15 protein-coding genes and 1 other RNA gene are annotated in these 18,963 nt (G+C 60.4%); 7 read left to right on the forward strand and 9 right to left on the reverse strand.

Annotation, left to right across the window (positions count from 1 at the left end; all coding sequences use genetic code 11):
* Positions 1-578: 578 nt before the first annotated feature.
* A complete protein-coding gene (locus BMX94_RS07325) occupies positions 579-3,047 on the reverse strand; it encodes a glycoside hydrolase family 3 N-terminal domain-containing protein (RefSeq protein WP_177171369.1) in 2,469 nt (822 codons plus the stop codon).
* 186 nt (positions 3,048-3,233) lie between these two features.
* Between BMX94_RS07325 and BMX94_RS07330 the strand changes: the two genes are divergently transcribed.
* Complete coding sequence (locus BMX94_RS07330; RefSeq protein WP_177171370.1) at positions 3,234-4,025, forward strand: LytR/AlgR family response regulator transcription factor; 792 nt, start codon at positions 3,234-3,236, stop codon at positions 4,023-4,025.
* Positions 4,025-5,344, forward strand: coding sequence for an ATP-binding protein (locus BMX94_RS07335; protein ID WP_177171371.1), 1,320 nt, complete (start codon positions 4,025-4,027; stop codon positions 5,342-5,344). The genes BMX94_RS07330 and BMX94_RS07335 overlap by 1 nt, the downstream gene beginning before the upstream one ends.
* Positions 5,345-6,013: 669 nt before the next feature.
* Here the strand turns inward: BMX94_RS07335 and BMX94_RS07340 are convergent.
* Both BMX94_RS07340 and ffs read right to left on the reverse strand, forming a co-directional pair.
* The gene (locus BMX94_RS07340; protein ID WP_091005203.1) at positions 6,014-6,673 is read right to left on the reverse strand and encodes a DedA family protein; all 660 of its coding nucleotides are present in this window, start codon (positions 6,671-6,673) and stop codon (positions 6,014-6,016) included.
* 100 nt (positions 6,674-6,773) lie between these two features.
* Positions 6,774-6,869, reverse strand: an RNA gene (gene ffs / locus BMX94_RS07345) — signal recognition particle sRNA small type.
* Positions 6,870-7,271: 402 nt separating this feature from the next.
* Here ffs and BMX94_RS07350 point away from each other — a divergent pair.
* The 3 genes from BMX94_RS07350 (at position 7,272) to amrS (ending at position 10,230) form a co-directional block, all read left to right on the forward strand.
* Positions 7,272-7,865 carry a hypothetical protein gene (locus tag BMX94_RS07350; RefSeq protein WP_091005205.1) on the forward strand — a complete coding sequence of 198 codons (594 nt, stop codon included), beginning with the start codon at positions 7,272-7,274 and terminating at the stop codon, positions 7,863-7,865.
* A gap of 119 nt (positions 7,866-7,984) precedes the next feature.
* Positions 7,985-9,388, forward strand: coding sequence for an AmmeMemoRadiSam system protein A (gene amrA, locus BMX94_RS07355; RefSeq protein ID WP_091005207.1), 1,404 nt, complete (start codon positions 7,985-7,987; stop codon positions 9,386-9,388).
* Positions 9,385-10,230, forward strand: coding sequence for an AmmeMemoRadiSam system radical SAM enzyme (gene amrS, locus BMX94_RS07360; protein ID WP_091005209.1), 846 nt, complete (start codon positions 9,385-9,387; stop codon positions 10,228-10,230). Before amrA ends, amrS begins: the two co-directional genes overlap by 4 nt.
* 28 nt (positions 10,231-10,258) lie before the next feature.
* Here the strand turns inward: amrS and BMX94_RS07365 are convergent, their stop codons facing one another.
* From BMX94_RS07365 to BMX94_RS07375, 3 genes are all read right to left on the reverse strand, one after another.
* The gene (locus tag BMX94_RS07365) at positions 10,259-11,617 is read right to left on the reverse strand and encodes an ATP-binding protein (RefSeq protein ID WP_091005212.1); all 1,359 of its coding nucleotides are present in this window, start codon (positions 11,615-11,617) and stop codon (positions 10,259-10,261) included.
* Positions 11,618-12,150: 533 nt separating this feature from the next.
* Positions 12,151-13,845, reverse strand: coding sequence for a glucose-6-phosphate isomerase (gene pgi / locus BMX94_RS07370; RefSeq protein WP_091005213.1), 1,695 nt, complete (start codon positions 13,843-13,845; stop codon positions 12,151-12,153).
* 67 nt (positions 13,846-13,912) lie between these two features.
* Complete coding sequence (locus BMX94_RS07375; protein WP_091005215.1) at positions 13,913-14,470, reverse strand: hypothetical protein; 558 nt, start codon at positions 14,468-14,470, stop codon at positions 13,913-13,915.
* A 159-nt stretch (positions 14,471-14,629) separates the two neighbouring features.
* Here BMX94_RS07375 and trxA point away from each other — a divergent pair, with 159 nt between their 5' ends.
* Together trxA and BMX94_RS07385 are read left to right on the forward strand one after the other, a co-directional pair.
* On the forward strand, positions 14,630-14,950 hold the full coding sequence (gene trxA, locus BMX94_RS07380) for a thioredoxin (RefSeq protein ID WP_091005217.1): 321 nt from the start codon (positions 14,630-14,632) through the stop codon (positions 14,948-14,950).
* Positions 14,951-15,066: 116 nt separating this feature from the next.
* The gene (locus BMX94_RS07385) at positions 15,067-15,744 is read left to right on the forward strand and encodes a phosphatase PAP2 family protein (RefSeq protein WP_091005218.1); all 678 of its coding nucleotides are present in this window, start codon (positions 15,067-15,069) and stop codon (positions 15,742-15,744) included.
* 415 nt (positions 15,745-16,159) lie between these two features.
* On the opposite strand, the gene BMX94_RS07390 is transcribed toward BMX94_RS07385, so the two are convergent.
* From BMX94_RS07390 to BMX94_RS07400, 3 genes are all read right to left on the reverse strand, one after another.
* Positions 16,160-16,900: a Spy0128 family protein gene (locus tag BMX94_RS07390; RefSeq protein WP_091005220.1), complete on the reverse strand. Its 741-nt coding sequence runs from the start codon at positions 16,898-16,900 to the stop codon at positions 16,160-16,162.
* Complete coding sequence (gene srtB, locus BMX94_RS07395; protein ID WP_286160051.1) at positions 16,881-17,741, reverse strand: class B sortase; 861 nt, start codon at positions 17,739-17,741, stop codon at positions 16,881-16,883. Before srtB ends, BMX94_RS07390 begins: the two co-directional genes overlap by 20 nt.
* Positions 17,742-17,822: 81 nt before the next feature.
* The gene (locus tag BMX94_RS07400; protein WP_091005223.1) at positions 17,823-18,917 is read right to left on the reverse strand and encodes a DUF7601 domain-containing protein; all 1,095 of its coding nucleotides are present in this window, start codon (positions 18,915-18,917) and stop codon (positions 17,823-17,825) included.
* Positions 18,918-18,963: the final 46 nt, after the last annotated feature.

Consider the following 18,963-nt stretch of genomic DNA (forward strand, 5'->3'; position numbering starts at 1 on the left):
TTCCCTCCGGCCCGAGGGCCGCTTGTTCGACGATAAGGGTAGGCAGCAGGCGGGTGCAGCACAAAAGAGGGTCGCATCCGGTCAATAACGCGTCGCAAACTGCAGTTGCTGCCCAGCAGCGGCACAGCGCGACGCACGACCCTCGCGCAAGAAGAAAGCGGGCCCCGGTACGCGGCCGAGGTCCCGCTCAATCAGACGCGTCCGGGCCGTAAACGGGAGGAAGAGTCCCGGACGTTGGTGCAAGACGGCATAGGGAGGTTGTCGTCGAGAAACACAGTAGGGCCTTGGACCCATGGCACCTCGCATTTGACGCAAGTGGTCGTTCAGGTGACACCATCGGCGAGAAATACCCTCTAAGTGTGCGGGAGACACCCCCCGGCTGCGCGGGAGATGCCACCGGGTGTTGCTGTTGAGAACGAATTCGACATTTTGGGCCCGCGATACGTCGTTATGTGTCGAATTTCTTCTCAGCAGTACCCGCGCGCGGTCCCCGCCGCGCAGCCAGGTGAGCGCCACGGCAAGGGGGCCCGCAACCACGACGGCTGCGGGCCCCCTGTCACGGGCGATGCCGGCAGGAGCTACGCCTTATCGGGCCTGACCTCGGTCTCGGGCTCGGTGAGCGGAGCGACTTTGTAAGTCTTGGTGCGGTCATCGTCAATCACGCCAGACCAGTTGAGGCCAAAGCAGAAGTCGTAGGTGTTGCCCTCGGAGTCGGTGTAGCAGTCCATGTCGCGAGGCACGTCCACGAGCTGCGCCTCGACGGTGTCCATGTCCTTGGGCATCTGATACTGGAGCAGGCCGTATGGCTCGACCTTTCCAGAAATTACGCGCAGGAAGGAGTCGTCGGGTATCTCGTTCCAGTCCATGAGAATGGTGTCAGCGTAGGGTTCGATCTCGCTCATCACCATGGGGTGGCTTGCGTCAATAATGAGAATGAGCTTGGCGGTCTTGGGGAGCCTTTCCCTTACGGAAATCACGAAATCAAGGTCGCTCTCGTTGGTGGCATACGTACTGGCGCCAAAGTGGGCTCGATTCTCCTTGGAGCCGTCCTCAAGGATATCGCCCGCGACACTGACCTTCTTGACGCTCGGACCATCGGCAGTGTAGGGACGATACTGCAGCGAGACGGGACGCCAGACAATGGGGCCACCGGTAGCGCGATCGAAGACGGGCTCGTCATTGCCGGAGTACCCGTCGAAAGCATCCTGCGGGTTCTTTACCCTAACGATAGCGTACTCAACGTCAGAGAGGTCATCCGAGCCGAGAACCGCGATGTCACTCTCCTGGAGCTGCGGGGCACCGCTCTCGTCTGCCTCGCCGGTGGGGTCGCCAACCGAATCGGTGACCACATCGAAGTACTCCGAGGCAAGGGTCTCGTCAATGCAGGCGTCCGCATGCGCCGGAACGGCTGGGGCCAACGAAGACCCACCAGCACTCGCTGGAGTGAACCTTCTGGGGATGTAAACCTTGGGCTTTGACGCCATGCCGTCCTTGGCAATCGCACCACCGGCATTCTTGAGCATGATGATGCACTTGTCTGCGATTTCCCGGGCGCCCTCCTTGGTCTCCTCCGACTCGAAGAACTCCTTGGCGACCGTCCTATCGCAATAGGGTTGATCAAACAGCTGGACGTTCATCATAAGCTTCAAAATACGACGGGCAGACTCGTGAACCATCTTAGAGGCTTCGTCGAGGCCACGTTCCTCGGCTATCATGTCGAAGGCAGGCTTACCATGAGACTCAGGATAGAATTTGCCTCCGTACTGGTCCACGCCGGCCTCAAACATCACCTTGAGGCGCTCCTGCTCAGTGAGGTTATCGAGACCCCGCTGCGTGGGGCCGATGATGTTCCAGTCGCTGCAGATCATGCCGTCCCAGCCAGCATTTCGCAGGATGGAAAGCTGCTTGCCGTTGAAGCCACCGCCCACCAGGGGACCGTACTCCTCGTCCTCGCTGTAGGCCACGCCGTAGTTGGGCATAACGGAGGCCATCTCTCCAGTGGTCGAGTCGAGATTCATGCCGCCATCGAGGAACGGAATGAGGTGAGCATCGTAGTTGTCGCCCTCGAAGACGTCGTACTTGCCGGGCTTGACGTGGTCGTTGCAACCAGTCTCGATGGCACCGGCGCCCACGTAGTGCTTGAGCATGGTGGCAACGGACTCGCTGCCCCAACCAAGATCCTCAGTCGCCTCGTTATCGCCCCACGAGGACTGCATACCGGCGCAATAGGCGCGGACGAAGTCGCGGGTGAGCGCAGGATCCTCGGACTCGGCGCCGGCAAGGCGCTTGACCGTGGGATTGGTGTAGAGGTCAACCTGCGGTCCAAGCTCGACTGTCACACCCGTATAGCGCCACGCGCGACTCGTCCACATGCCCGCCTTGCGCCAGAGGTCCTTGTCCATGAGGGGAGCAAGACCGCAGCCGGTGGGGATTCCTACGGAGGAGTATGGGTCGGTCGAGTTCATGTACGGGATGCCAAGCGGGCGCTTCTCACAGCGGCCCTGCACCGTATTAATCCACTCGATGTCGCTTGCATATGAATCCCCGTCGGAGGCCAGGCGAGAAACGCCTGCCACAGAGCCCTTCTCGATAAGGCCAAAATCGGGGTCGGTGGCATCCTCTGACTTGTCAGCCACGCCACCGTGGAACATGAGCTTGATGCAATCGTCGTCAGACAGTCGGGAGGCGAGGTCTTTCGCGCGGTCATCGGCGGTCTGGCGCCAGTCCTCATAGAGGTCAAGCTTGCCGTTGCCATCAAGATCCTTAAACGCAAGACCATCCACCTGGATGATCTTATTCTTGTCCATGACGCCAATCACAGCGCCGTTGGGGTTGGTCACGCGGATCCAGCCATCGCGGGTCTCCTCCGAGGTCCAAAGCGCCTTGACATCATCGCCATCGACATCAATGGGGTAAGCGGACGCATCGGGGGCAGCATTGCCGTCCTCTGAAGCAGTACCGTTGTTGTTGGCACACGCAGCAAGCGTTAAAGCGCCCGCACCTGCAGCCGCCCCGAAAAAGTTCCTTCTTGTCACATTGTTGCCCAAGGTCCTTCTCTCCCTTCGAAAACCTAACTGTGCTACCGTTGCAGTACTTGCCTCAGTGCGGGTTTCGCGGCTACGCAAAGAGGATGCCTGTTGTGGCTTGCATGTTCCGCTGCGCTTCGCTGCAGCGGAGTCCATTGGGGGAAACTGTCGAGATTGCGGCAAAACATGCTCGCTGGAGAAAGGCAAATGAACATCAGTAATTCCGATACGACTCCGTTCGGTGGTAGCCAGAAAGACTCTCCGACGAGTTCGACATCCAAACTCATCCGCATCCTTATCGTGGAAGACGACGAGAAGGAGACAGGCGTGCTTGTCTCATGCCTGAGAAGATATGAGCAGCTTCACAATCAACCGTTCGTTATCTCGACCGAGCGCAGCGCCTTCAACATACTTGACCCCTTTCCCAACGTTGACCTTGTGTTCATGGATATTGGCCTTCCCGGGATCAGCGGTATCGAGGCTGCGGGGATTATGCGCATGAATGGGATTAGAACGCCCATTATCTTCATCACAAGTCTTGCTCAATACGGCGCCAGCAGCTATGAGGTCGACGCGCTCGATTTTATGGTAAAGCCAGTGAGCTATGGGAGCTTTGCCCTTCGCATGGACAGGGCATTAAGGATAATCCGACGCACGCTTGGCAGGAGTATTTTCGTCAAGACCAAGGAGGGTATGCGGGTTATGCCGGTGGCTGACGTGACCGCAATCACGGTAGACGGCCATTCAATTCTCTATCACCTTGCCGATGGCAGCACCTTTGAATCTCGTGGCTCGTTGGGCAAGGTGGCACAAGACCTCGCTGGGACGTCTTTTGTGAGGGTTACAAGTGGTGCGCTCGTGAACATGGACTACGTGCGCACCGTCGACACCTTGAACGTCAAGCTCGCATCGGGTGAGGAGTATCCAATAAGTCGTCCCAAGCGCCGAGATGTCTTGCGAGCCATCGCAAGCTACTACGGAGGAAGCAAGAGATCATGATGGACGGGGCACTCGAACTCCCAAACCGCCTGGTTGCCCCCTTGAGCTACATGATTCCATTTCTCATGATCATGGGGGCTATGGGGAAAAGGGGCTACTACCCTCTCAGGGCGCTTGGGTCGGTTGCGCTGTTTAGCGTTTGCTTCAAGATGCTCCGGATGCTGCAGCCAGGGCCTGCGGAGGTGTGGTCCTCGTCCACAAGCCTGCTCCTGTTTCTGTTGGTCTACACATCAGTGCTGCCGCTCGTGGTCTTAATGACCCTGTTCTGCTGCAGCGCCTCATTCACGCAGGCGTTCTTTTGCGCCGGGGCGGTCTATACCATCCAAAACCTCTCATTCATCCTGGGCACTATCGCCAAGGAAAACTTGTTGTCTGGTTCTGCCCAGAACTTCGGTAGCTTCTTTTCATGGGTGTCGATTGCATTCGGGGCAATCCTGACCTATCTGCTGTTTGTTCGAAAGATTGGCGGAGAAGGGTTCGAAATCGTAACCAGCAAAGGCGCGGTCATAGCCATCTCCGCTGCCCTCTTTTTCAACATCGTCTTCAGCGAGGTCTGCAATGGCATTACCGCGTACGGCATCCGCCCCATGCAGCAACTCGCCCTCAGAACGTCGCAGGCAGGGCTGTGCGTTCTTATCCTCTATATGGAATACGAGCTACTGCTCAACAGGCGCTTCCAGATAGAAGCCGCCGCCACCAACCAGCTGATTCGCGATAAGGAACGACAATACGAGACGAGCCGCGAGGCGATTGATGCAATCAATCTCAAATGCCACGACATTCGCCACCAAATCCGACGGCTCGGCGATGCCAGGCTTGTGGATCCCACCACGCTCGACGAGATAGCGCTCGCAGTCAACATTTACGATGCCCAAATCGATTCTGGTAACAAGTCACTCGACACCATACTCACCGAGAAAAGCCTCCTCTGCGACAGCCTTGGCATTGAGTTCACCTGCTCCGCAGATGGTTCGAGGTTATCGTTCTTCTCCGATGCCGAACTGTTTTCGCTCTTTGGAAACATGCTCGACAACGCCATTGAAGCAACTCGTGATTTGGAAGACGAGACGAGAAGGGTAATAACCTTAGGAGTCCACCTGAATGCGGGGCTTGTCACCATACATGAGGAGAACTACTTTGCCGGGGAGATAACCCTAGTCGACGGGATGCCACAGTCCACCAAGCATGACCCGCTTAATCATGGGTATGGCTTCCGCTCGATGCGTACAATTGTCGAGAAGCACGATGGTGTCATCGGGTGCACGGCAGACGATGGCGTATTCTGCCTTGATATCGCGATTCCCCTCCTGCAGGCGTGAGCCGTCATTCCCAGATAGCAAGTTCCCCACAGGGGCGGAAGGAAAGCCCTGCACGACCTGCAATGACGCATACAGGCGCCCCAGAGCTTCTAGGAAGGCGCCACTGTTGCGCTGCTAAGGAGACTTCAGACATATAACGATGTTTTCTATGGTTAAAACGTCAGAAAGGTTCTCAACAAAGTCATCAGCTACCCTGCCACATGCCTTCTTGGATGCAACATGGCCCTTGCCAAGAAGAAAATGGGGCCCAGCGGCAAGGCCAGGCCCCTCGCGGGATGCATCCGGAGGGATTGGGAGGAGACAGCCGGATGCCGCGGCGGCGCCTGTGAGATGTGGGAGAGGTGCCGCACAGCCTGAGAATAGAACCGGTCGGCCCGCCAAGCATGTCCTCGTCACAAGATGCACTTCAAAAGGCACAAACTGCACCACAAGGGCGCCGACCGGCAGCACGGGCGTCGCACGAAGCTCCGGCGCTGGAGGCGGCATTCGAGGGGCGGCGAGGCCGGTGCGGACGCCGGTGCCGGGTGTCGGCGCACCCGCTTGGCCGCGGATTCCGAACGTTTAGGACTTTTCCGAACGTTTAACCCCACCTAAACGGTGAGATCCCGCGGCCAAGCGAGGCGAGCCGGGCGCGCAGCTCTCCCGCAGTCCGCCTCCTTGGCAGCCGCGCTACTCCGCGTCGGCCGCCTTCCTCGCGTTCATATGCGCGCGAATCGCCCCGACGACGGCCGGAATCACGGACACCAGGATGATTCCCACAACTACCAGCTCAAAGTGCTCCTGCACAGCGGGGATGCCGCCAAAGAAGTACCCCAGCAGCGTGAACAGCGTGGACCACGTGATGCCGCCCAGCACGTTGAAGATCACGAAGTTGCGCCAGTGCATGCCGCCCATACCCGCAATGAACGGCACGAACGTGCGGATAAACGGAAAGAAGCGCCCCAGGAAGATGGCCACGTGACCCCACTTCTCCAGGAACTTCTCGCTCTTCTCCATACGCTCGGGCGTCATGGCCTTAACCTTGCCCGAAGCCACGATCTTGGTCCCAAAGAAGTGCCCGATCATGAAGTTGCACTGGTCGCCCAGGATGGCTGCGGCCCAGGCCACACCAAGAAGCGCAAAGATGTTGAACCCGCCGCCCTGCGCAAAGAACCCGGAGGCAAACAGCAACGAGTCGCCCGGCAGAAACGGGAAGAACACCACACCCGTCTCGATGAAGATGACGAGAAACACAAAGCCGTACGCGGTGACCGGGCCAGCCGCAATCCAGCCGGCAATGGCAGCCCGCGGATCGCGGAGCAGGTTGGCAATGAAGTCGACAAATCCCATGAAGGCTCCCAGTTCAGGCGAGAACATCAGACAGCAGGCTACAAAAAAGCCCCAGCCGGCCGTGACGAGCGCGACCCGTGGGGCAAAAATCAAAACAGCGCGCTCGATGGGAACGGGTGCCCGCCAGAGGCCCCTTATGGCTGCTGCCTCCCGGCCCTGACCAGGTTCGAGGTGTTGCGTCACCCGCACCCATCCAACGCGCTGGAGAACACTGTACCAAAGAAGGGGCCGCGTCACTCTCGCGCCACGAAAACGCGACAAAGCAGGCGAACCATCGGCGAAATGGACGAGGGCCCACGGATTGATCAGATCCGAAGGCCCCCACTTTTGGCAGCTGCCAAGCTGTTTAAAGCTCACGCAGGTCGCAGCGCAAGACCTACGCCAGTCACGCCGCGCTCCTCTGCTCGACCTCTATCATTCCCCAATCGGCTTGCCACAAACCATGCCACAGACGCGAACGGTTCATTTCATCGGAGAAGCACAGCCAGCCGACAATTACCCCACAACCCTGACCTCGCGGCACCTCACGCGTCGGCAGCCCCACGACGCCCCGATGCGCTACCATGCTGCACGTATGCGATGGCAGCAAGGAGGACCCATGGCTAAGAAGCCCAGCGCAAAGGCTCGCAAGGCGGCCGAGGAGGCCGTTCGTCAGTCAAAGCTCGACGAGAAGTACGGCAAGCCGCTCTTCTCTCTCACCTACGACATGAACGAGTACGAGCTCGCCCGCGCCGCAAACCTCTACGGACCGGACCGCATGAAGGACCTCTTCAACGGCGCCGCGATCCTCTCGCTTGCTCTGCTCATCTTTGTCCTGGTGACCATGGGCGACAAGGTTGCGCTCACCATAATCCTGCTGGTAGTTGCCGTTATCACCTCTACCATCACCACCAACTGGAGCCGCTTCGCCACCTTCCTCGCACGCAAGAGCACGCTGGGGCTTGTGGGCGAGAACAACCGTCACCACATCGTGGTGACCGAGGACAAGCTGGTTGAGGAAGGCCCCGATGACCGCGTGGTAGAGTACCCGCTCTCCGAGCTCAGGCACTCCCGTTCCAGCGACGAGGCAACCGTTGTCGACTTTGGCAACAAGCGCTGCGTCTACATTCCTCGCGCGCCCATGAGCGAGGGCCGCTACCAGGCGCTCGTTCGTTTCCTTCTCGACCACGAGCCCAAGAAGGACAAGCGCTAGGCGGGAGCGCTCCCGCATTCGAACACGCGTGACGGCAGGCGACCCCCGAACGCCGAAACCGGTGATCGTCCCCCGCTCCAACGGGTATTGACTCTGGTAGCGACCAAGGAGGTCCTGCCATGAGCATTGTTGCTGCATTCGCCGTACCGCATCCACCCCTCATCATCCCCGGCGTGGGTTCCGGCAAGGAAAAGATTGCCTCCACCATCGCCGCATACGACGAGGTGGGGCGCCGCGTTGCCGAGCTTGCGCCAGACACCGTGGTAATCTCGAGTCCACACGCCGTGATGTACGCGGACTACATCCACGTCTCCCCCGGACGCTGCGCCCAGGGCGGCTTCTCCATGTTTGGGGCGCCGCAGGCCCGCTACGAGGCCGTCTATGACCAGGAGTTTGTTCGCGCGCTCGCACACGCGTGCGCGCAGGAGGGCCTCTCCGCCGGCTGCGAGGGCGAGCGCGACCCCACGCTCGACCACGGGACCATGATTCCGCTTCACTTCATCCAGCGCCACACCAAGGACTTCCAGGTGGTGCGCATGGGGATCTCGGGCCTCTCGCCAGAGGACCACTACCGCATGGGCATCCTGGTCCAGCGCGTCGCCCGCGAGCTTGGCAGGCGCGTGGCCTACGTGGCGTCCGGCGACCTTTCCCACAAGCTGCTCAAGAGCGGTCCTTACGGCTTTGCGCCCGAGGGGCCACAGTTTGACGAGAAGGTCACGCATGCCTTCTCGACCGGCGACCTCCTGCCCCTGCTCACGATGGACCGCGGCTTTGCCGAGCGCGCCGCTGAATGCGGGCTGCGCAGCTTCCAGATCATGGCGGGCGCTCTTGACCGCACCGCCATCAAGCCCGAGCTCCTCTCTTACGAGGGGCCCTTTGGCGTGGGCTATGGCGTGGCAGCATTCACGCCCGTGGGCGAGGAGGGCGCGGACGAGAGCCGCGCGCTTCTCGAGCAGTACGAGGCATTCCATAAGGCAGACCTCGCGCGCCGAAGGGCGTCGGAGGACCCGTACGTCTCTTTGGCACGCCTCTCGCTCGAGACCTATGTGCGCGAGCGCCGGCGCATTACGCCGGACGAGAAGCCCGGTCTGCCCGCCGAGTTGCTCTCGATCCGCGCCGGCGCGTTTGTCTCGCTCAAGAAGGACGGCGAGCTGCGCGGCTGCATTGGCACCATTGCGCCCACGCAGGACAACCTTGCCGAGGAGATCTGCGCGAACGCCATCTCCGCCGGTCGACACGACCCACGCTTCCCGCCGGTCACGGCAGGCGAGATGGACGAGCTCGTCTACGACGTGGACGTGCTTGGCGCGCCGGAGGCCGTGAAGTCCGCTGACCAGCTGGACCCCGAGCGCTATGGCGTCATCGTGAGCTGTGCGGATGGCCGGCGCGGGCTTCTCCTGCCAGACCTGGACGGCGTGGACACCGTTGCCGAGCAGCTGCGCATTGCGGCGGCCAAGGGACACATCGACCTGAAGCGCGATGACTGCTTGCTTGAGCGCTTCGAGGTCGTGAGGCACACGTGAGCAGCAACGCAACATGCGACGTCTGCTGGCGCCACTGCGCGATCCCAGAGGGAGGCGCGGGGTTCTGTCGGGCTCGCACCTGCCGCGAGGGACGCGTCGTGGCGGAGAACTACGGCAGGCTCACTTCGGTGGCGATAGACCCTGTCGAGAAGAAGCCGCTGGCAGAGTGGCATCCCGGCGCACGCGTGCTCTCGGTTGGGAGCTATGGGTGCAACATGCGCTGCCCGTTCTGCCAGAACCACGAGATATCGCAGGCGGGCGCAGGCGGCGTGCCCTGGCGTGAAGTCTTGCCACAGGAGCTGGTGGACCTCGCGCTTGAGTGCGCCGAGCGCGACCCGGGCGTCATAGGCATTGCACATACGTACAACGAGCCGCTGGTTGGCTGGGAGTACGTGCGCGACTGCTCAATGCTGGCGCACGAGGCGGGGCTCGCCAACGTGCTGGTGTCCAATGGCTGCGCCAGCGCTCGCGTGATCGAGGCGCTGGCGCCGTTCGTGGATGCCGCCAACATCGACCTCAAGTGCTTCTCGGCCGATGACTACCGTGAGCTGGGCGGCAGCCTTGAGGACGTGCGGCATGCCATCGAGGTGCTGGGGACGAGCAAGACGTGCCACCTCGAGGTGACCACCCTCGTGGTGCCCGGGTTGAGTGACTCCGAGGCTGCCATGCGCAAGGAGGCCGCTTGGCTTGCCAGCGTGGACGAGAGCATCGTGCTGCACGTCACGCGATTCTTCCCGCGCTGGCACATGGCGGACGCCCAACCCACGCCGGTGGCAACCGTGATGCGCCTCGCCGACGTTGCACGAGAGTACCTGCCGCACGTCCACGTGGGAAACTGCTAGAGGCGGGGGCTGACCGATAGTTGCCCTATTACTCAATCGCGAATGCAGCGTAGAGGGGTAGCGCTCTAAGCTCGATTCCCTCCTCACTGGTGTTGCGCGAAAAGTTCTGCTCAGAGAGCCTTATGGCATATGGCGAGCCGCCAGAAGCCATAAGGTGTTTCAGACTTCTCGCGTGTACGTTGCGTGCCGACTTCACCTCAATGGGCACTACCTCTGCGCGGTCATTCTGGAAGATGAAATCGACTTCGCCTCGTGAAGAGTCTTCGTCGGGCATCCAGTAGAACGTCTTGATGCTGTTCGCCCGCAGAGACTGCATCACGAAGTTCTCAGCCAGCGCGCCACGAAAATCCGACGAGAGCTGCGCGACAAGCGCCGTGTCCAGGAAGAGAGACGGGGCGATGCCAAACTTCTTAAACATGACCCCCGTATCCGCAACATACACCTTGAAGTAGCTGCCCTCCTCGTCGTTATATGGACTCAGCGGAGCGCGCGTGTCCTTGGTGAGCTCGTTGCGTGTCACAATTCCGGCAGCCTCAAGCCACTCCAAGGGCTCCAACAGGCGGGAGCGCCTGCCACCACGCACCACATCGGCATACTTGAACTTCTTGGTAGAAGCACGCAGGAGCTGCTTGGGCAGGCTGTCCCAGATGCGTTTGGCGGATATGCCGCTGATGCCATTCTCGGGGTCGGTCATATCTGCCGTGTAGGTAGCATCAATCTCCGCAAGCTCGTCCATGACCACATCAAGCGAGCCGGTTTCAAGCCACTCGCGGAGCGGTTTGGGCATACCTCCCACCACGAGAAAACGGTGATACAAATCAAGCGCGCGTTCATGAAGCACATATGGCTCACAGCTCTGGGCGTGCTCGCGAATGGCATTTGCCATGGGCTTCTCGCCTGACGCCCAGAGGAACTCCTCGAAGTCCATAGGGTGCATCTCGAGCTGGCGGACGCCCGAGGGAAACGGAAGTCGACGGTTTTTTGTGGTTACACCTAGGAGGCTCCCGCTCGCAATGACCCGCCATGGTGAGTCGGCGAAGAACCGCAGAGAGTTTAACGCCTTCTCGGACAGCTGCACCTCGTCAAAGAAGAGCAGCGCGTGCTCTGGATCCAGAGCGAGGCGCTTGTATTCAGCGATTCTCGACGTAATGCGATTGAGATCATCCGTAGGGCCATCGAAGATTCGCTCGATGGTCTCAAGATCGGTCTGGAAGTCGAGCTTGACGAGCCCCCTTCCAGCAAGTTCTTGGCCCACGTGCTCTATGACGCTTGTCTTGCCTGTACGACGGGCTCCACTAATGAGCAGCGGGTGCATATCCCCACGCTTAAACCAGGCGCGAATAGCGTCCTCGATCTTTCTCTCCATGTAGATGGAACCCTGTGGCATGAGTTTCTCCGTCCCCAGGTGCATTTGTCACGATAATAGAACTGTTTGCCCAGGATGTACACGTTTTTATGTAATTTCGTGTACACGCTGTACACGTTTTTACGTAATTTCGTGTACACGCTGTACACGAAATTACGCACTGCGAGGAGGCTGTTGCGATACTGGGCCGCGTGATTCCACCGCAGCGGCGATTTCCTGCGGTTGATAATGCCCCTTCGGCGAGAAATGCGCTCCGGAGAGGGGACTTCGTACGGGATTCCGTACGAGATGAGTCCTCCGGAGAGAAATGGACGCCAGAGGGAAGACTACGTACAACATCGCTGCGATAAAGAGCCCTCCGGCGAGAAATGGACGCCAGAGGGCGCGTTTCGTGCGCAAGTGCTGCAAAAGGGGCCTCTCGTGTGCAAAAAAGACGCACGAAAGGCCCCTTTGTACGTGATTGCTGCTAAAACACCTGCTCCGGCGCCAAAAAGACGCCGGAGGTGAGGTTCTGGTCGCAGCCCGCACGGCCGGACGGCCGTGCGGCAATCGCCTTACTCCCGGTGCGCACGATAGAACGCGATGAGCGCCTTGGTCGACGCATCCTGCTGCGAGAGCGCCACGTCGTCGTGGAACGCAGGTGTGATCTGCTTGGCAAGCTGCTTGCCCAGCTCGACGCCCCACTGGTCGAAGGAATCAAGCCCCCACACCGTGCCCTCGACAAAGACGATGTGCTCGTAGAGCGCGATGAGCTCGCCGAGCGCGTGCGCGTTCAGCTCGATGCCAAAGATGGACGTGGTCGGACGGTTGCCGGCAAAGCAGCGCGCGGGCACCATCCACTCGGCAGTCCCCTCCGCTCGAACCTCGTCGGCAGTCTTTCCAAAGGCGAGAGCCTTGGTCTGCGCGAGGAAGTTGGAAAGGAACAGCTCGTGCACGTCCTGCTCGCCGTCCTTGGTGGGATGAGGCGTGTTCACGAAGGCGATGAAATCCGCCGGGATGAGGTGCGTGCCCTGGTGAATGAGCTGGTAGAACGAGTGCTGGCCGTTCGTGCCGGCCTCGCCCCAGAAGATCTCGCCAGTTGTGGAGGTAACCGCCGTGCCGTCCCAACGCGTGGGCTTGCCGTTGGACTCCATCGTAAGCTGCTGCAGGTACGCGGGGAAGCGGTGCAGGTACTGGTTGTACGGGAGCACCGCATGGCTCTCGGCGCCAAAGAAGTTCGTGTACCACACGTTGATGAGGCCCATCAGAGCCACGACGTTCTTCTCGAGTGGGGTCTCGCAGAAGTAGCGGTCAACGTCATGGAAGCCGGCGAGAAACTCCTCGAAGACCTTGGGCCCAAAGGCGATGATGAGCGAGAGGCCCACCGCGGAGTCCACGGAATAGCGCCCGCCGACCCAGCTCCAGAACCCAAACGCGTTCTGTGGGTCGATGCCAAACTCCTCGACCAGCTTGAGGTTGGTGGAGACGGCAACAAAGTGGTGCTTCACGGCGTCCGCGACCGAGGCGTCCGAGCCGTCAATGGCACCAGATGCCTTGAGCCCGTCGAGCAGCCACGCCTTGGCCTCGCGTGCGTTGGTCATGGTCTCGAGCGTGGTGAACGTCTTGGAGACGATGACCACCAGCGTGGTCTCGGGGTCAAGGCCCTTGACCTTCTCGGCCATGTCGTTGGGGTCGATGTTCGAGACATAGCGCACGTTGATGCCCGCGTCAGCGTAGGGCTTGAGCGCCTCGTACACCATGACCGGGCCGAGGTCGGAGCCACCGATGCCAATGGAGACAACGTCCTTGATTGCCTTGCCGGTAACGCCCTTCCACTCGCCAGAGCGCACGCGCTCTGCAAAGGCGTACATGCGGTCGAGAACCTCGTGCACGTCGGCCACGCAGTCCTGTCCGTCCACCATGAGCTTGCCCGCGTCTGCGGCGGGGCGACGCAGCGCAGTGTGCAGGACGGCGCGATCCTCGGTGGTGTTGATGCGAGTGCCCTCGAACATGGCCGTACGACGATCCTCCACGCCCGTCTCGCGCGCGAGGTCACATAGAAGCTTGATGGTGCCCTCAGTCACGAGGTTCTTGGAGAGGTCGAAGTGCAGGTCGTTGAGGTCATAGGAGAACTTGCTCACGCGGTCTGCGTCCTCGGCAAACCACTTCTTGAGGCTAATGCCATCTGCAACCAGCTTGTCGTGGTGGTTCTGAAGCGCCTTCCAAGCGGGAGTCTTGGTGGCGTCGACGGGTGCGGGAATGTTGGGCATGGGGCGCTCCTTGTCGTAATCGACAACAGACGGTTCAAGGATACCGCGTATGCAGGTCAGCTGAACACTAGAAGGGCTCTCCAAGAGGAGGTATCTGCTTGAGCCATGCCCACATGACCTGCTTCTGGCGCTGATCTCCCAGAGCTGCCGCAAAACCTCCAAGCGCCAGAACGCGGACTCCCCGCACATAGACCACATAACCAGGCTCCAGCATGGCCTCTGGCAGGCTCTGGAGGGAAGCCAGGTTGTCTGCAAAGGCGTCGCGAACGGCCTGCGCCGCCGCATCGTCGCAGCACACAAGGGTTGCTGGGTCCAGCGCCGCCAGCGTCTCGCGTACGGCGGAGGCGTCCAGGGCGCCAGCGCTTCCCGGCGCCGGAAGAAAGAGCGTGCACCAGTCCTCCGGCTCGTAGCCCAGCCTGGACAGCGACTTTCTCAGCGCCACGCCATCCGATCCAGAGAGCAGCTCGGCGCCGTTGCGCTCCTCTGGTGAGAGTTCGCCTTTTGCGAGAACCACGGCCGAGAACGCGTTGCCGCCCATGCGCACGCCGCGCGCCGCGAGCGAGGAGAGCTCAGCCCGAGCCTTTCCCACGTACGCCTCGCGGCGCCTATCCCGCTCCGTTGCCATTGCGTCCTCCCCCACACCGCTCGCCAGAGCCAGCGGCCGCTCACATGTGATAATGGAGATAGCATTTTGCACCCCATGTCACACCCAGTGTAAATCGGGTATAAGCCGTTTCGACACGAAACCGCGGGCGAAGGCGTCCGCATCCGCTGGGAGGCAGACATGGCTACAACCCCTATCACTATCGACAAGTTCGACTCCATCGTATCCGGCTCCGCAAAGCCGGTCCTTGTTGACTTCTGGGCGTCCTGGTGCGGTCCCTGCCGCGCCCTTGGCCCCGTTGTCGAGGAGATTTCCGGCGAGCTGAGCGACAAGCTCGACGTCTACAAGTGCAACGTGGACGAGGAGGCGGACCTCGCAACGAGATTCCGCATCGTCTCCATCCCCACGCTCATCCTTTTCAAGGACGGCAAGCCCGCGCACACCATGGTGGGCAACATGCCCAAGGCCGAGCTCAAGAAGGAGCTGGAGGCGTACCTGTAAGGGGCAGCGCGGGGCACGCGCTACGCAGCATGCCCTAGACTTGTGCTTAACGCGGGGCGGATGCCTTCTCGGCGTCCGCCCCTTCTGGTATCACGCGAACTGGAAAGGACTCCCGCATGGCCGAACATCTTGCAGAGAAGGGCCACACGTTTCGAAGGCTCCTGCGAGAGAACCTGCGCCTTGTCCTTGCGGCAGCTGCGGCCTGCATCTTTATCTGGCTTCTTGAGGAGGTTGGCGAGGGCGAGCTCACCAAGCTCGATTCCGGTGCCTACCTGCTCTTTGTTCAGACTCTACGCCAACCGTGGCTCACACCGTACATGGAGTCCATCTCCGAGCTTGCGCAACCGGTGGTGCTTCTCGTCATGCTGCTGGCAGTGGAGGCGTTTGCCCCGGGCCGCAGGCCGGGCACCTGCGCTGCCGTAAACCTAGTGTGCTCCGTTGCGTTGAATGTCCTGCTCAAGCAGTTCGTTCAGCGGCCAAGGCCAGACGGGTTCCGCCTCATTGCCGAGACGGGCTATAGCTTCCCCTCCGGGCACTCCATGGTGGCGATGGCATTCTACGGGCTTCTTGCCTGGATGGTATGGCACTACGAGCGCGACCGACTCGTGCGCTGGCTGTGCGTGATCGGCTTTGGCCTGGTGATTGTCCTTATCGGCATCAGTCGCATCTACCTGGGCGTCCACTACGCTTCTGACGTGCTTGCCGGCTTCTGCGTGTCTCTCATCTGGCTCGCGCTCTACACCAAGCTCGTGGTGCCCTTGCTCATGGACGAGAAGGTCACCGAGCACGAATGAGGAAGTCATCGCGCACGAATACAATGACGCCAACGCAAGGGTTTCCTGCGCAGAGGCTGCAAGGATGCGCCCTCCGGCGAGAAAATGACGCTGGAGCTGGGGTTTCCGACGGGATTCCGTACGAAATGCGCCCTCCGGCGCCGAAAAGACGCCAGAGACGAGGTTCCGTTCTTCTCCGCTGCGGAAATGCTCCTCTCGGCGAGAACATGACGCCGGGAGGAGCCTTTTGTACACGATTGCTGCTGTAACACGCCCTCCGGCGAGATTGCAACGCCGGAGCTGGGGTTTCCAACGGGATTCCGTACGAAATGCGCCCTCCGGCGCCGAAAAGACGCCAGAGGGCACAGCAGATTAGTATTTTTGTCGAAAAGAAGACCTCGGGCGTCGCACAAGCGCCGGACGCCCAACACCGCGCTTACGACCTCGCCGCACGCTCCTTCTTCTTGCGACGAATGGCCATGACAACTAGCACGGCGCCACCAATGCAGATAGCAGTGCTCAGCTGGATGAGCCCCCACGTAGAGTCACCAGCCACAGGAAGCTTGACGCCCAGAATCTCGACGGGCTTCTCGGGCTCAGGCACAGGCTCGGGTTGTCCCTCAAAGCTGTGCGAGAACGACGCGGCGTCCGGCTTATAGCCATCGGACTCACGCCTGATCACCACATGCGATACTGCAAGGCTGTCGTCAGCATTGTTGACCTCGATCTCGACGTCGTAGACGGTATCGTCCACGGTGAGCCCTTCAGTCCCCGAGGGGTCCGTGACGCAACGCAGCTGATAGGAGAAGACGCCCGCATGCGAGAAGGTCAGTGCATCCGCCGCAGCAGTGTTCCCCAGCGTCAGCGAAATGTCCTTGCTCGTATCGCCATCCAGGGTAAACGTGTAGGTGTCGCCCTCCGCATTAGCTGGCAGCGGCGCCACGCCGTCCCTTCCCTCAACACGCGTGAGCTGGTAGGTGAAGGTGCTGCTCAGCTCCTCGGGGACCATGCCGGTCTTCGAGAACTCCTGCCCCACGGTGAAGTGGTCGACAACGGCTGCAAGCGCACGCGAAGGCGCGGCGAGCAGGGCAACCGCAATGGCCATCGCAAGCATGCAGACGGCAGCGAGGGCATGCGCCCGCGCCCGTGCGTACAGCCTATCCTCTATCGCGCCCATCTATCCTTCTCCTCCTGTTGTTCCCGCTGCGTTTCCGCGAGGGTGCGCCAACCACCCACGCAATGAGCAGGAACACGAGCAACCCAATACCAATCTTTGCCCACAGCGCCAAACCCTTGTCGGCGGTGCCGGAAAGCGTCCTGGAGACGCTCTCGTCGGTGAAGGTGTTCTCGTACGTCTCGTCCGTGATGCGAGCCACCACAATGTGGCGGTCATTGGTCCCGGACCCGCACGTCGAGAACACCAGCACGTGATCGTTCTCGCCGATCGCACCATCTCGCCAGAACTTGGCGTGAGCCTTTAGATAGGCTAGGAACTCAGCCATAGATGGAGAGCTCCCAACCGTCGTGCTATAGACAACTTCGTCGTACGCATCGGCAAGAAGGTAGGCGCATATCTCAACGCCGTGGTTCTTGCCGCCGTAGTAGATGTTGCCGTACCTGTGCTGCCAGAAGAATTCCTCGTCACCAAACTTGTCCAGGTCGCCAAACATGAGGGAGTTCTCCATGTGGTGGCCAAAGATCACCGTGCTTGGGTCTGTGAAGTCCCGCGCATTGCGGTAATCCAGGAAAAGCGAGCCGGAAAGGGCAAACTCGCCCTTTGCGTTGGTGTTGAGGTACTTCTCGTTGTCTGGCCCCTGAACCAGCGGGTAGTCAACGCCTGTTCCGTAGAGCGTGAGCCAACCAACCACGTCTGAGTTGGATGCCGCAAGCTCTTCGAAGCTTGGGTCGTTGTTCTCTGCCGGACGATACGAGGCAAAGTTCTCCTCGCTTGCCTGGCCCTCCACCCGGTTGTTGTCGAGCACCGAGTAAGCGGTGAAGAGAACGACGAGCAGCAACACAGAGAGAACTATCCCGTCGACCAGCCAATTAGCGAGTCGTAGGGCCCCACGGGCCAGCCGACGGGATAGCGAATGGGGCATTTACTTCTCGAGCTTCCTCTTAGCAGCACCGTAGGCAACAACGCCGGCGACGGCAACGCAGCCCAGCATGATGAAGGGCAGGTTGTTGATGACGAGGCCCGTGGGGGTCACGTCCTCGTGGGTGTTGGTCATGGTGCCGTTGTTGGCGTTCTCACCAATGAGCAGGTTCGCCTGAGAGGTGCTCTCGGTGCCGTTGGCAGTAGCCTTCCAGGACGGGGCGTAGCCATCAACCGCAGTCTCCTGAACAGAATAGGTCGTACCAACGAGGACGTTGGAGAAGGTCACGTCCTGGGCATCAGCAGCCGTGAAGGTGATGGTGCGGGTAGTAGCGCCGTCAGCAGCGTTGTCGATCTTAACAACGGTAGCACCGTTAGCGGTCGCAGTGATAGCGTTCAGGACATCTGCAGCAGTCTTGCCTTCAGGGAGCACAGTAGGAGCAGTGAAGGTCACCGTGAACTCGAACTGCTTGCTCTTGTCACCCTGCTCTCCCTCAACTGCCTTGGTGATCGTGAGGTTAGTGTTGTTCTCGCTAGTGGTCTCGGTGTACTTGTTATCGAACTTAAGCGCGTCAGCCTTGGATGTGTTGGTTACGCTCGTGGCCTCACCCTTCACAATCACGAAAGAGCTGAACTCAAGACCATTGTCGCCGTTAACAACGGTGGCAATGAGGGTGTAGACCTTCGGGTCATCCTGGAAGGTGCCAAGGCCGGTGTTCTGCGTGGTGTTCTCCTTGATGGTCCAGGCATAGACGCCGGCGTGCGTGAAGGCGCTGGCGTCAGACTTGCCACCAAAGGTGATGGCACCATTGCCAGTGTTGTTTGCAGAGCTGGACGCATCAGTCAGCGTGATGTCAGCAATCGCGGCAGTAGGGCCATCGGTGTAGGTCTTCTCGTTGCCGGTGCCAGTGGAGAGCTCCTTGGGCGTAATGCTATACGTGAAGGTCGCCGACACCGTGGAACCCGGGTTGAGGCCAAGCTGCTTCTGGACCTGCGGTACAGTCGCAGTCGCTGCCAGCGCGGTGCTTACGCCGCCAAACAGCGCCGCGGCAAGCGCAATTGCGGACGCAAGTGCGACAAACCCTCTGTTCTTTCTCATCTCATCTTCCTTTCGACGTGCGCCCCAGGGGACGCGACTTGCCTTG

Source organism: Olsenella sp. KH3B4 (assembly GCA_900111695.1).
Lineage (GTDB): Bacteria > Actinomycetota > Coriobacteriia > Coriobacteriales > Atopobiaceae > Tractidigestivibacter.